Annotated in this window: 13 protein-coding genes; all 13 read left to right on the forward strand. The window is 34.6% G+C overall.

The genetic code is table 11. The features are described from left to right. Window positions 1-64: 64 nt before the first annotated feature. The 13 genes from QWY86_RS17265 to QWY86_RS17325 all read left to right on the forward strand — a co-directional run bounded on the left by QWY86_RS17265 (window position 65) and on the right by QWY86_RS17325 (window position 13,293). Entirely contained in the window at window positions 65-2,104 is a 2,040-nt protein-coding gene (locus tag QWY86_RS17265) for a BatA domain-containing protein (RefSeq protein WP_290243886.1), read from the forward strand. Continuing rightward, window positions 2,101-3,357, forward strand: coding sequence for a dihydroorotase (locus tag QWY86_RS17270; RefSeq protein WP_290243889.1), 1,257 nt, complete (start codon window positions 2,101-2,103; stop codon window positions 3,355-3,357). Before QWY86_RS17265 ends, QWY86_RS17270 begins: the two co-directional genes overlap by 4 nt. Before the next feature lie 129 nt (window positions 3,358-3,486). Further along, on the forward strand, window positions 3,487-4,155 hold the full coding sequence (locus QWY86_RS17275; protein WP_290243891.1) for a hypothetical protein: 669 nt from the start codon (window positions 3,487-3,489) through the stop codon (window positions 4,153-4,155). Between the two features lie 13 nt (window positions 4,156-4,168). Further along, a complete protein-coding gene (locus QWY86_RS17280) occupies window positions 4,169-4,702 on the forward strand; it encodes a DUF4199 domain-containing protein (RefSeq protein ID WP_290243893.1) in 534 nt (177 codons plus the stop codon). 127 nt (window positions 4,703-4,829) lie between these two features. Further along, window positions 4,830-5,780 (forward strand): glycosyltransferase family 2 protein, encoded by a 951-nt coding sequence (locus QWY86_RS17285; protein WP_290243895.1) that lies wholly within the window; start codon window positions 4,830-4,832, stop codon window positions 5,778-5,780. A 74-nt stretch (window positions 5,781-5,854) separates the two neighbouring features. Next, on the forward strand, window positions 5,855-6,823 hold the full coding sequence (locus tag QWY86_RS17290) for a glycosyltransferase family 2 protein (RefSeq protein ID WP_290243897.1): 969 nt from the start codon (window positions 5,855-5,857) through the stop codon (window positions 6,821-6,823). 45 nt (window positions 6,824-6,868) lie between these two features. Continuing rightward, on the forward strand, window positions 6,869-7,657 hold the full coding sequence (locus QWY86_RS17295) for a hypothetical protein (protein ID WP_290243899.1): 789 nt from the start codon (window positions 6,869-6,871) through the stop codon (window positions 7,655-7,657). A gap of 43 nt (window positions 7,658-7,700) precedes the next feature. Further along, window positions 7,701-9,200 carry a GH3 auxin-responsive promoter family protein gene (locus tag QWY86_RS17300; RefSeq protein ID WP_290243900.1) on the forward strand — a complete coding sequence of 500 codons (1,500 nt, stop codon included), beginning with the start codon at window positions 7,701-7,703 and terminating at the stop codon, window positions 9,198-9,200. A gap of 56 nt (window positions 9,201-9,256) precedes the next feature. After that, entirely contained in the window at window positions 9,257-9,655 is a 399-nt protein-coding gene (locus QWY86_RS17305; protein ID WP_290243901.1) for a four helix bundle protein, read from the forward strand. A 47-nt stretch (window positions 9,656-9,702) separates the two neighbouring features. Next, the gene (locus QWY86_RS17310; RefSeq protein ID WP_290244208.1) at window positions 9,703-10,863 is read left to right on the forward strand and encodes a 1-deoxy-D-xylulose-5-phosphate reductoisomerase; all 1,161 of its coding nucleotides are present in this window, start codon (window positions 9,703-9,705) and stop codon (window positions 10,861-10,863) included. A gap of 29 nt (window positions 10,864-10,892) precedes the next feature. Continuing rightward, entirely contained in the window at window positions 10,893-12,209 is a 1,317-nt protein-coding gene (gene rseP / locus QWY86_RS17315; RefSeq protein ID WP_290243902.1) for an RIP metalloprotease RseP, read from the forward strand. A gap of 90 nt (window positions 12,210-12,299) precedes the next feature. Continuing rightward, window positions 12,300-12,818, forward strand: a complete 519-nt coding sequence (locus QWY86_RS17320; protein ID WP_290243904.1) for an iron-sulfur cluster co-chaperone HscB C-terminal domain-containing protein — start codon at window positions 12,300-12,302, stop codon at window positions 12,816-12,818. A 184-nt stretch (window positions 12,819-13,002) separates the two neighbouring features. Beyond that, window positions 13,003-13,293 (forward strand): DUF3817 domain-containing protein, encoded by a 291-nt coding sequence (locus tag QWY86_RS17325; protein ID WP_290243906.1) that lies wholly within the window; start codon window positions 13,003-13,005, stop codon window positions 13,291-13,293. Window positions 13,294-13,321 lie beyond the last annotated feature (28 nt).

Consider the following 13,321-nt stretch of genomic DNA (forward strand, 5'->3'; position numbering starts at 1 on the left):
TTTTGGAATGTAATTGGATTATTACATTCGCCACTCTCCATAATTTTTCTATCTTTGGTTTTTAATGAATTTCCTTTACCCGGGCTTTCTTTTCGCACTATTATCGGTTGCAATTCCGGTTATCATTCATTTATTCAATTTCCGAAAATTTAAAAAGGTTTATTTTTCAAACGTTCAGCTTTTAAAAGAAGTAGAGCAGCAAAATTCATCGAAAGAGAAACTCAAAAATTTACTCATTTTATTATCGCGGATACTTGCAATTGCATTTTTAGTATTGGCTTTTGCTCAACCTTATGTACCAGCAAATAAAGAGAAAACAACCATTAATGATAACATAGTAAGCATATATATTGATAATTCTTTTAGTATGGATGCCATTAATAAGGATGGTAGCTTACTTGATGAAGCTAGAAGAAGCGCTAAAGAATTAGTTAAAGGTTTTGGTTTGAACGATAGATTTCAACTACTAACTAATGATTTTGAAGGTAAGCATCAGCGTTTAATAAATAAGGAAGAGTTTGTAAAAGCTTTAGATGATATTAAAGTTTCAGCTGCGAATAGAACACTACAGGAAATTTTAAATAGACAAAGCAATATCCTCACAGGTTCTGCTAACAAATACAGTTTTATAATATCCGATTTTCAAAAAAACATTTCTGGCCAGAAAAAGCTTGATACTAAAAAAGATATTCAATACTCATTTTTAAAATTGAATGCTACTAATTTGCCGAATATTGCTGTTGATAGCGTATGGACCTTGTCTCCAAATCATCAACCATCAACAAATGAGCGTTTGGTTGTTCAACTAAAAAACTATTCTGACGATGATGCTAAAAACATACCGTTAAAATTAAGTATCAATAATCAACAAAAAGCAATAAGTTCAGTAAATATTTCGGCAGGTAAAACCGTAAAGGATACATTAAGTTTTTCAGGATTGGTATCTGGCTGGCAAAAAGCTATAATTTCTATTAAAGACTTTCCCATAACTTTTGATGATAGTCTTTTATTTAGTTTCAATGTTGATGAAAATTTTCAGGCGCTTAGCATTAACGGAAATTCTTCACAAGATTACATAAAAGCACTTTTTAATGCTGATAATTATTACAGATTGACCAGTAGCATTGAAAATAATATCAACTATAGTAATTTTTCAAGCTTTGGTTTAATCGTTTTAAATGGCATAAAAACCCCATCAACCGGACTTGCGCAGCAGCTAAAAACTTATGTTAATGGGGGAGGTACGGTAGTTGTTTTTCCTGATTTAGATGCTGATTTGCGAATTTATAATACATTTTTAAATGCTTTAACACTTCCATCCATTCAGGTTTTAAATACTACACCAACTAAAGTTGATAAAATTGATTTACAAAACCCTGTATTCAAAAGTGTTTTTGAAGATGTTCCGAAAAATTTAGATTTACCTGCAGTTAATCGCTATTTTTCTTTTGCTGATAACAATAGCGCCAACAGAGAAGATATTTTGCAGCTTCCCGGCGGGAAATTATTCTTCGCCAAGTATGGAGTTGGGAAGGGAAATATTTATTTATCCGCTTCGGGGCTAAATCAAACCGATGGAAACTTTGCCCGGCATCCAATTTTTGTGCCCCTAATGTTTCGCTTAAGCTTAAATGGCGGAAATGAAAGTGATTTATATTCTACCATCGGTAATGAAAATGTTCTTACTAGTAGAAACATCACTATTGGTAAAAATCAAACGTTAAAATTATCATCTGATGGTTTTGAGTCTATTCCAGAAGTACGTTTTGCACAGGGTAAAACTTTAATTTATACAGCCGATCAAATTAAAAATCCAGGTTTTTATAATTTAAAACTAAGCGATTCATTGCTGGCTGTTTATGCTTTCAACAGCAATCGTTCAGAATCTGATATGCACTATTTAGACAAAAGTGCACTGGCAAATCTTGCAGAAAGAAGTAATTTGAAAATTTATGATACGGATAAAGATGCAGTAAAATTAATTTCTGGCGAAAACCAAATCGGACAAACATTATGGAAACTTTGTCTAATTTTGTCGCTGATTTTTATTGCAGCAGAAATTCTGCTCATCCGATTTTTTAACAACCCTAAAAAAACAATATGAATCTCCTTGTAAAGCAGGTTACCATTGCCGACCCACAAAGTAAATTTAATAACCAGCAATGCGATGTTAGGATTACTGATGGTAAAATCAAGCAAATCGGTAAATTATCTGCCGAGAAAGACGAAACCGTTTTTGAAGCGAATGGTGCTTATTTAACACCTGGCTTTTTCGATTTAAATTGCGCAGCCGGCGACCCGGGATTTGAAACCAAAGAAGATATTCAAACCTTAACAGCTGCTGCAAAGGCGGGCGGTTTTACCGGTTTAGCGCTTTTGCCACAAACCAATCCGGTTGTACAATCAAAATCTCAGGTAGAATATATTGTGAATAAATCAAGGGGCAATTTGGTTGATGTTTTGCCAGTTGGTTCAATTAGTCAAAACCGCGAAGCTAAGGAACTTTCAGAATTGTTTGATATGCAGCAAGCTGGTGCAGTTGCCTTTTCTGATGGTGATAAAGCCATTCAAGATGATGGTTTTATGAGCAGGGCGTTGCAATATGCAAAAGGTTTCGATGCCTTGTTGATGGTATATCCGGAGAATAAATCCATTGCCGGGAAATCTCAAATTAATGAAAGCAAAAACTCTGTGCTTTTAGGGATGAAAGGTTTGCCGCCATTAGCTGAGGAAATGCACATCGCCAGAGATATTTTCCTGGCAACATATAATGAAACAAAAATTCACATCAGCAATATTTCTACAGCTGGTGCGGTGGCATTAATCCGCAAAGCGAAAAAAGACGGCGTTAAAATTACCTGCGATGTTACCGCTCACCACTTGGTATTTACTGAAGAGTTGCTTTCTGATTTCGATAGCAATTACAAGGTGAAGCCACCATTACGCAGCAAAGCTGATGTTAAGGCACTAATTGCCGGGTTAAAAGATGGTACTATTGATGCCATTACATCACAACATCGCCCTGAAGAAATCGAATTTAAAAATGTTGAGTTCGAAATTGCACATTACGGAATCATTGCTTTACAAACAGTGTTGCCATTATTGCTAAAGGCAAGTTTAGATTTTAGCTTAATTGCGGAGAAATTAAGCATCAATCCAAGGAAATTACTAAATTTAAATATTCCGGTTATTGAAGAAGGTGCAGAAGCAAACTTTACAGTTTTTGATGCTAACGAAAAGTGGTTATATAATGCTGCTAACAATTATTCAAAATCTGCCAATACCCCATTAATTGGAGCAGAGTTAATAGGAAAAGTAAAATTAGTTTATAATAACAATCAATATTTTAAAGATTAAAAAATAAGGATAAAAGAACAAAGATTTAATTTTCGCGATTAGTCTTTCATCATTGTTCTTTTATCTTTGTTCCCAATAAAATTTGTATTAAGTCTTGATACTTGATACTAAATACTTGATACTAAAAATATGGATAATAGAGTAAAACAGGCGCTTTCTGCCTCATTAAATAAATATGCTGAAGTTTCGGCAGTTGAAGTTGGAAATTTTGAAACAGAGTTACTTGCGGCTTTTGAACTGGAAGTTAACTTTTTAGATAAAGTAACTGCCTTTGATGCCGTGTTCGATTCAAACCCGAACTTTGAAGAATTAAGAGAAGTTTTTTTTGATTTATTGATGGTAAATTTCTTCAGTAGTGATGTGCAAAAGCTTGAAGAAGATTATTTAGAGAGCGAAGAATGGGCAAATATTGAAGAAGAAACAATAGAAAGAGGGACGGAGCTTTTAAACCTGTTGCTATACATTAAAGAATGTAAGGATGAAGATTTAGACCCTGAGTTAGGCGATTTCTTAAAGGAATTTTTATTAGTTGAGGATGATGAATTTCAAGATGAATTTGAAATTTATGAAGAACTAATCAGCAACCAGCAACTTGCAGAAAGTAGCGTTGAAGCAATTTGTAAGGCATCAAACAAGTTAAACATCAGTGAAGAGATGAAAGAATTATTCGTTTCTTTTATGGTATTTTTCCTTGATACTGAGGGCAGTGCAACAACGGTTCAGGAAATAAATAAATTTAGTAGTAACAAATCATTCGATTCTGCTACTTATATATTAATTACAACCATTAATAACTAAATTCAATCTCAGTATGGAACAACAAATAATTGAAGAAGAAAAAAAGCCTAATGCCTTAGCATTTAAAGTTGCAATAAGTTTTGCAATATACTCTATTGCTATAATGTTTATCCTAAAGCTTATAGGTATTGATTCAACTAATCCAGAATTGCCAATTTCAGAAAAGATCATTGCAATGGTTTTGTCATATGGCGTTTTTATAGTTGCAATTTTTTATGCTCAAATTACTCATAAGAAAGAACTTGGAGGTTATATTACCTACGGAAGAGCATTTTCAACTGGTTTTAAAGTAGCTGCGTATGCGGGATTATTTGTTGGTTTATTGTTTGTGCTTTATTATAAGGTTTTAGACCCAACGGCTCTTGACAAAATTGCGGATGTAGCAATTGAGCAGGCAAATGGCGATGAGCAAAAGATTAAAGGTATTGAAATGATGCGTGGCTATATGTGGATTTTCACAGCTTTCGGTGCTGCAATAGCATATACACTTCTAGGATTACTGGAAAGTTTAGTTACATCAGCAATAATTAAAAAAGAACGAGGATAACAAAATCATAAAAATTTCTAACGTGCAAGTTTTATCATTTTATTTGATGAAATTTGCACGTTTTATTTTAAAAGTAACGAGTTTAAGCCCTGGTCTTTTTACTTTCTACTTTTTACTTTCTACTTAAATGGATATATCAATTGTAGTACCTTTATATAATGAAGATGAATCGCTACCCGAATTAACGGCGTGGATTGCTAAAGTAATGATGGAGCATAACTTCAGTTACGAAATTCTTTTAATAGATGATGGCAGCACCGATAAATCCTGGGAAGTTATTGAATCGTTGAAACTACAAAATGATGCAATAAAGGGAATCAAATTCAGAAGGAATTACGGTAAATCAGCTGCATTAAATGTTGGCTTTGAAGCCACACAGGGCGATGTTATCATTACTATGGATGCCGATTTACAAGATAGTCCTGATGAAATACCTGAATTATACCGCAGAATAAAAGAAGAAAAACTCGATTTAATTTCTGGCTGGAAAAAGAAACGTTACGACCCAATAACGAAAACAATCCCGACTAAATTATTTAATGCTGCAACACGCAAAATGAGCGGCATTCAGTTAAATGATTTCAATTGTGGTTTAAAAGCATATAGAAGCGATGTCGTTAAAACCATCGAAGTTTATGGTGAAATGCACCGTTATATACCTGTAATTGCTAAATGGGCAGGTTTCAGTAAAATTGAAGAACAGGTTGTTGAGCATCGTGCCCGTAAATATGGTACAACAAAATTCGGTTTTAGCAGGTTTATTAATGGCTTTTTAGATTTACTTTCAATCTTTTTCGTAGGTAAATTTGGAAAACGACCAATGCACTTTTTTGGTTCTCTGGGTGTTTTAAGTTTTCTAATTGGAACTTTTTTGGCCCTTTGGATGATTGGAGAAAAGCTTTACCACATCGCAGCACATATTCCTTATAAAAGGGAAATAACCGATCAGCCTTTGTTTTACATTGCTTTGGTTGCAATTGTAGTTGGTTCTCAAATGTTTTTAACAGGCTTTGTTGCAGAGTTGGTTACTCGAAATGCACCCGAAAGAAATCAATATTTAATAGAAAAGAGGGTTTAAGGCAAAAGGTTTAGGGCTAAAGGTTTTACGCCCAGCGCTTTTTCCTTTTACCTTCAACCTTTTACCTTTTTAACATGTTTTTCTCCATTATAATTCCACTTTATAATCGTCCGCAAGAAATAAACGAACTTTTATACACTTTAACTAAGCAAACCTATTTGCAGTTTGAGGTTTTGGTTATTGAAGATGGGTCGAGAGATGATGCAACGACAATTGTAGAAAGTTATTCGAATAAGCTTGATATCAGCTATTATTATAAAGAAAACGCGGGACAAGGTTTTGCAAGGAATTTTGGTTTTGAAAAGGCAAAAGGCGATTACTTCGTCATTTTTGATTCGGATTGTTTAATTCCATCGAATTACCTGGAGATTGTTAAAAACTACCTTTATGAGCATAGTTTAGATGCATACGGTGGTCCTGATGCAGCGCATGAAAGTTTTACGCCGGTTCAAAAAGCGATTAGTTATGCCATGACATCGCCGTTTACAACAGGTGGCATTCGGGGCAACAAAAAACATGTTGGTCAGTTTCATCCTCGTAGTTTTAACATGGGGGTATCTCGCGAGGTTTGGGAACAGGTTGGTGGCTTTATTTTAACTCGTTTGGGCGAAGATATCGAATACAGTATCCGTATCCACGAGAATGGGTTTAAAATAGGTTTAATTCCTGAAGCAAAAGTCTACCACAAACGCAGAACTAGTTTTAGTCAGTTTTATAAGCAATTACACTTCTTCGGACGGGCAAGAATCAATATTTATAAACATTTTCCGAAAGAACTTAAGCTCGTACATTTCTTTCCAGCAGTATTTACGGTTGGCTTTATTTTCAGTGTTTTAAGTAATTTTGTTTACTTGCCATTGGCATATGTTTGTAATTTCTTCATTCTGATTTACTTTATGTTGATATTTTTTCATTCATGGTCGGTAAATAAATCGTTAAAAATTGCATTTTTGAGCATTATTTCCTCCTTTATTCAACTAACAGCCTATGGTTTAGGTTTTCTACAGGATTTATTTAAGAGAGTAATATTCAGTAAAAAGTAGTAAGTTAAAACACATTGCAAAAAAAAAAGCAAGGCATAAAATAAAATGATTAATTATCTTAAAGAAAGCACATTCGCGGTTAATGATGTAATTCAAAAAGCATGGAACATCACCAGAAAGCATTATTTTTCTATTGCTACCCTATGCTTTTTAATGTTTATTACAGCAAGCGCATCAAGCTTAATGGCTTTTTTTATTAAAGATGTGAGTAAAATACTAAGCTTTTTGATGGTTTGTATTTTCATTATGCTTTACTTCACAATTAATTTATCACTATTCAAATATATTTTTCACCTGATGGATGATGAATTGAATGACGTGAAAATTGTGGATACCATCCCAACAAGACAACAAATTATACGATTTTTAGTAGCTACTTTATATTTTGTGGGCTGTATTTTAGGCGTTTATTTAATAGTAATTTTAGTAGCATTCCCATTTATCTATACTGGAATTAATGTAGATATTGTTAAAAATGTAGCCATTTCGGTAGGTATTGTAGCCATATTTATTACCTGGTTAAGGATTTCTTTCTTTCCGTTTTTCATTATTGATAAAAACGCAAAGCCTTTCGAATCTATTAAATTAAGCTTAGCTACGACAAAGGGTAATTTCACTAAGATTTTATTACTTCTTATAATTTTGGGCGGCGGGTATTTAATTTATCTTTTATTAAACTACTTGCAGTGGCCAATTGTTGCTTTTATCGTAAACATATTAAGTTCGTTTATTATTGTGCCATTATCCAGCGTTGCTTTAACTGTAGCCTATCGTAAAATCTCTAGCGAATACAAAGGCGATGAGCATCCTGATATTTTGCATAATATTGTTTAAATATTCATTCAATCATTCTCTAATTCAAAATTTATTTATTTAAATGGGAATAAAAGCAGCGTTAAGTAAACCATTTGCGGCATTTGCAGTTTGGCAAATCAATAAGTGGAAACATAATGCGGTTCAGGTTCAGCATAAAATACTACAGAAACTGATTTCCAGTGCTCAGGCGACTGATTTTGGGAAAGACCATCAGTTTTCATCCATTAAATCCTATGCGGATTTTAAGCAAAATGTTCCTGTAAGGGATTATGAAGGCCTTAAAACTTACATTGATAAGGTCGTTGAAGGTGCGGAAAATGTACTTTGGCCAGGCAAACCACTCTATTTTGCAAAAACATCCGGCACAACATCGGGCGTGAAATATATTCCGCTCTCAAAAGAATCGATGCCCGAGCACATTAAGGCTGCCCGGAATGCAATCCTAACTTACATTAACGAAACGGGTAAAACGGATTTTGTTAATGGCAAAATGATTTTTTTACAGGGAAGTCCGGTTTTAGCGATGAAGCATGGTGTAAATGTTGGTCGCCTTTCTGGTATCGTTGCCCACCATGTTCCTAATTACCTGCAAAAAAATAGATTGCCTTCTTATCAAACTAATTGCATAGAAGACTGGGAACAGAAAGTTGATGCGATTGTTGAAGAGACTTTACAAGAAAACATGACCTTGATTTCCGGTATTCCGCCATGGGTTCAGATGTATTTTGATAAGCTTAGTGAAAAAGCCAATGGCAAGAAAATTAAAGACATATTCAAAAACTTTAGTTTGTTTATTTACGGCGGCGTAAACTTCGAACCTTACCGGGCAAAGATTGAGCAAAGCATAGGTAAGAAAATAGATTCGATTGAAACTTATCCTGCATCCGAAGGATTTATTGCTTATCAGGATTCGCAAAAAGCTAAGGGTTTATTATTGCTTGCTGATGCAGGCATCTTTTACGAGTTTATCCCTGCGGATGAGTATTACAATGAAAATCCAACACGATTATCGCTAGGCGAGGTTGAATTGAATACAAATTATGCCTTGATATTAAATACAAACGCGGGTTTATGGGGTTACAGCATTGGCGATACCATAAAGTTTGTGTCTAAAAATCCTTATAAAATTGTAGTTACCGGGCGTATAAAGCATTTTATATCGGCCTTTGGCGAACATGTAATAGGCGAGGAAGTAGAGCATGCATTGTTAACTGTTGCCAATGAAGAAAAAGTAGAAATAACAGAATTTACAGTTGCACCACAGGTAAACCCTAAAGAAGGAGAACTGCCTTATCATGAGTGGTTTGTAGAGTTTTCTGTTGCGCCAAAGGATATGGCTACGTTCAGTAAAAAAGTTGATGAGGCTTTGCAGAAAAAAAATATTTACTATTTTGACCTGATTGAAGGTAAGATTTTGCAACCTTTAGTAATTCGTTCTTTACAAGAAGATGCTTTTGTTAATTATATGAAAAGTGAAGGTAAATTAGGCGGACAGAATAAAGTGCCGAGGTTGAGTAATGACAGGAAGTTAGCAGATGAATTGGGAAGGTATATAGTTTAAATTGTTTTATTGTTATATTGTTGCATGATTCCCTACTACATTTTAATCTAATTAATATGGAACAGAAATACTTGCAATTGAATCAAATATCAGCATACAAAAAGTCCTTTCACCTTAGTAATCACATATGGGAAATTATTGCTAATTGGGATGCTTTCGCAAAGCAAACTATTGGTAAACAATTTGTAAATGCAGTTGATTCCGTTTCAGCTAACATCGCAGAGGGTTTTGGGAGGTATCATAAAAAGGATAAGATTAAATTTTATTATTATAGCTTTGGCAGCGTAAAAGAATGTTTTGATTGGAATGAAAAAGCAAAAATTAGAAAGTTAATAAGTGAAGAAGAGTATAATGACATATTCGCCACGTTAGAAAACTTGCCTAAGGAAATCCATCAACTTATAAGATTTACCAACGATAGATTAAAAACTTATGTTTCCAGCAATTGTGTTTGAAACAATAGAAAGAGGAACAATTGAGCAATACAACAATACAACAATCAATAAAAAACATCATCATATTAGGCTCTACGGGGAGCATAGGTACACAGGCGCTCGAAGTTATTCGGGATAATCCTTCAATCTTTAAAGTTTCCGTGCTATCTGCATTAAAGAATTCGGAATTGCTTATCCGGCAGGCTAAAGAATTTAAGCCTGAGGTTGTTGTAATTTGTGATGAAAGTAAATATCTTGAAGTTAAAAGTGCTTTAAGCTCTTTTGATATTAAAGTTTTAGCAGGAGAAGATGCCCTTACAGAGGTTGCAGTTTATCCGAAGGGTGAAATTGTGCTTACGGCCTTAATGGGTTCTGTTGGCCTAAAACCAACCATTGCTGCAATTAAAGCTGGTAAAAATATTGCATTAGCCAATAAAGAAACCCTGGTTGTTGCCGGCGAACTGGTTACACAATTGGCCATTGAGAATCAGGTTAAAATATTACCGGTCGATTCCGAACATTCGGCCATTTTTCAATGTCTGGTAGGCGAGGAGCATAACGAAATCGAAAAAATTTACTTGACGGCTTCTGGTGGTCCGTTTTTAGGAAAGGATAAAAATTTTCTAGCATCAGTAAAAAAGGAACAGGCTTTAAAACATCCTAACTGGGTAATGGGCGCTAAAATTACCATCGATTCTGCCAGTTTAATGAATAAAGGTTTAGAGGTAATTGAGGCTAAATGGCTGTTTGGGTTAGAAGTGGAGCAAATCGACGTTATCGTTCATCCACAGTCGATTATTCATTCTATAGTGCAATTTACGGATGGCTCTATGAAAGCACAAATGGGTGTGCCTGATATGAAATTGCCGATTCAGTATGCAATCAATTATCCCGATAGGCTAAAAAACAATTTTAAGCGTTTTAATTTCCTGGATTACCCAAACTTTAGCTTTCAAAAGGCTGATATGGAAACCTTCAGAAATTTAGAGCTGGCTTTTCAATCGTTAAGAAAGGGTGGGAATATGCCTTGTATTTTAAATGCAGCTAATGAAATTGTGGTTGAGGCATTTTTAAAAGATAAGATTGGCTTCCTGGCAATGAGTGAGGTAATTGAACGTTGTATGGAGGAAATCAGTTTCATTGAAAACCCACAATTGAACGATTATTTAGAAACTGACAAACATAGCCGTATCTTAGCGGCCGAATTAGTAACAAAAAGTATATTTTAACATCTAACATAAAAATTTTAGAATAGCATATGAATGGATTGATAATGGCGGGACAGCTGCTGCTTGGATTGTCTATATTGGTAATATTACACGAATTAGGACATTTTCTGGCGGCAAGGGCTTTTGGAATTAAAGTAGAAAAATTTTATTTGTTTTTTGATGCATGGGGTTTTAAGCTTTTTAGTTTCAAAAAGGGAGATGTAGAATATGGCGTTGGTTGGTTACCCTTGGGTGGCTATGTTAAAATTGCCGGAATGATTGATGAGAGTATGGACACCGAGCAAATGGCTCAACCTGCTCAACCTTGGGAATTTCGTTCTAAACCAGCCTGGCAACGCTTAATTGTAATGTTAGGCGGTATCATTGTAAATGTAATTGTTGGTATCATTATTTTCTGGATGCTGACTTTCAAGTATGGTGAAACTTTTACGCCAAATAGTGCCGTTGTAAATGGCATTCAGGTGGGTAAAGTAGCTTCTGATATTGGCTTAAGAAATGGTGATAAAATTTTAGCCATTAATGGCAATAAGGTAATTCGTTTCGAAGAATTAAAAAGTTCGAAAGTTTTAATGGGTAATACCTTGTTAACAGTTATCCGTGGAGATAAGACCATAGAAATCAAAGTTCCAGATGATTTCCTGAACAAAGTTGCCGATGGTAAAAGTTTATTTGCCGAGCCACGTTTAAAAAGCATTGCAGATAGCTTATTGCCTGGTTATGGTGCTATCAAAGCCGGAATGAAAGTTGGTGATAAAATTACCGCTGTAGATGGGATTCCAGTTACTTTTCAGGATGAAATTAAACCAATTACTTTAAAAAAGAAAGGTAAAACAGTTGCTGTAGATGTTGATAGGGCAGGTACACCGTTGCAGTTTAATGTTGCCGTAGATACTGCAGGAGCTATCGGTTTTTACGGAAACTTTAATGAGATAAAGCGTAAAACCATCAATTATAGCTTCATGGCTGCATTGCCTATTGGTGCAAATATGGCCTGGAGCACTTTTATGGATAACGCTAAAGGCATCGGTAAAATGATTACAGGTAAAGTTAGTGCCCGAAACATCAGTAGTCCGATTGGCATTGCGAAGGTTTATGGTAGTACCTTTGATTGGGTTAAATTCTGGACTCTAACGGGTTTAATATCAATGGCGCTTGCCTTTATGAATTTATTGCCAATCCCAGGTTTAGATGGTGGTCATGTAGTGTTTCTATTAATCGAAATGGTGCAGCGTAAACCAGTAAGCGAAAAAGTGCTCGAAAAGGCGCAAATTGCAGGCTTTGTAATTCTGATTAGTTTAATGGTATTTGCTTTTGGTAATGATATTTTAAAAATATTCGGTAAGTAAAAAACTTAGCATATGAGATTGAGGCTAAGATTGAGGACTTAATCTCAATCTTAGCCTCAATTTTTGTTTTATACCCAATTTATTTTTTATATGAATTATTTCGAATTCTATGAGTTACCTGTTTCTTTTAAACCAGATTTGAATTTGGTTAAGGTTAAGTTCTATGCACTGAGTAAAAAGTTTCATCCAGATTTTTATGCAAATGAAAGTGAAGAGAAGCAGCAAGAGGTTTTAGATTTATCTACCTTGAATAATAAGGCTTACCAGGTTTTAAGCAATCAGAAAAAGACACTTCAATATGTTTTGGCGTTGAAAGGTGTTGTTCAAGCCGAAGAATCATATCAACTTCCTCAATCTTTCTTAATGGATATGATGGATGTGAACGAAGCTTTGATGGATTTGGAATTTGAGCCTGATGCTGAAAAGTTACAGAAAGTAATTGCTGATGTTAATTTGATTGAAAATGAACTGGATGCGGAGTTGGCAAAACTTACCACTGAATTTGATGAGCAGTCGGCTGAATCTGAAAATTCGCTGAAAGATATTAAAGATATTTTTTACCGCCAGAAGTATATTGCAAGAATCAGAGAAAAACTTCCTAAATCTTAAATATGTTATGCTTGCATAATATATGGCTTTAAATGCAATCATCATGCCTTAGAATAGCAATAGGTTAGGAATAGGCCTGCCACAAACTTTGCCTCAGGTATCAATAACACCGGATTGTAAAATCATAATTTAGTTTTTGAGGATGACTTAGTTTGGCTTACATTCGAAGCAAACAATCAGATTCATGAGTTCTCTTTCCATTTTTAGAAAAGTTGCTGTTTTAGAAGGTATTTCTTATTTGTTATTACTATTTGTGGCCATGCCATTAAAATACTGGGCTAATCTGCCCTTGGCGGTAAAATATACAGGATGGGCACACGGCTTACTTTTTGTACTATATGCAGCAACATTAGTTTTAGCATGGCAGGAACAAAAATGGAAGTTTGGAAAGGCAGTTCTGATTTTTCTTGCTTCTCTTTTACCGTTTGCACCATTCATTGTTGATAGAAAATTAAAAGATGAAAGGGCTTTATGATTGAATTACAATTGGTTAAAATCTATTT

Origin of the sequence: Pedobacter aquatilis (genome assembly GCF_030409415.1) — a bacterium.
Taxonomy (GTDB): domain Bacteria; phylum Bacteroidota; class Bacteroidia; order Sphingobacteriales; family Sphingobacteriaceae; genus Pedobacter; species Pedobacter aquatilis.

What these genes read in the sequence shown, in the direction of transcription:
- QWY86_RS17265 (WP_290243886.1), top strand. Translation starts at nt 65, where the DNA reads ATGAATTTCCTTTACCCGGGCTTTCTTTTCGCACTATTATCGGTTGCA.
- QWY86_RS17270 (WP_290243889.1), top strand. Translation starts at nt 2,101, where the DNA reads ATGAATCTCCTTGTAAAGCAGGTTACCATTGCCGACCCACAAAGTAAA.
- QWY86_RS17275 (WP_290243891.1), top strand. Translation starts at nt 3,487, where the DNA reads ATGGATAATAGAGTAAAACAGGCGCTTTCTGCCTCATTAAATAAATAT.
- QWY86_RS17280 (WP_290243893.1), top strand. Translation starts at nt 4,169, where the DNA reads ATGGAACAACAAATAATTGAAGAAGAAAAAAAGCCTAATGCCTTAGCA.
- QWY86_RS17285 (WP_290243895.1), top strand. Translation starts at nt 4,830, where the DNA reads ATGGATATATCAATTGTAGTACCTTTATATAATGAAGATGAATCGCTA.
- QWY86_RS17290 (WP_290243897.1), top strand. Translation starts at nt 5,855, where the DNA reads ATGTTTTTCTCCATTATAATTCCACTTTATAATCGTCCGCAAGAAATA.
- QWY86_RS17295 (WP_290243899.1), top strand. Translation starts at nt 6,869, where the DNA reads ATGATTAATTATCTTAAAGAAAGCACATTCGCGGTTAATGATGTAATT.
- QWY86_RS17300 (WP_290243900.1), top strand. Translation starts at nt 7,701, where the DNA reads ATGGGAATAAAAGCAGCGTTAAGTAAACCATTTGCGGCATTTGCAGTT.
- QWY86_RS17305 (WP_290243901.1), top strand. Translation starts at nt 9,257, where the DNA reads ATGGAACAGAAATACTTGCAATTGAATCAAATATCAGCATACAAAAAG.
- rseP (WP_290243902.1), top strand. Translation starts at nt 10,893, where the DNA reads ATGAATGGATTGATAATGGCGGGACAGCTGCTGCTTGGATTGTCTATA.
- QWY86_RS17320 (WP_290243904.1), top strand. Translation starts at nt 12,300, where the DNA reads ATGAATTATTTCGAATTCTATGAGTTACCTGTTTCTTTTAAACCAGAT.
- QWY86_RS17325 (WP_290243906.1), top strand. Translation starts at nt 13,003, where the DNA reads ATGAGTTCTCTTTCCATTTTTAGAAAAGTTGCTGTTTTAGAAGGTATT.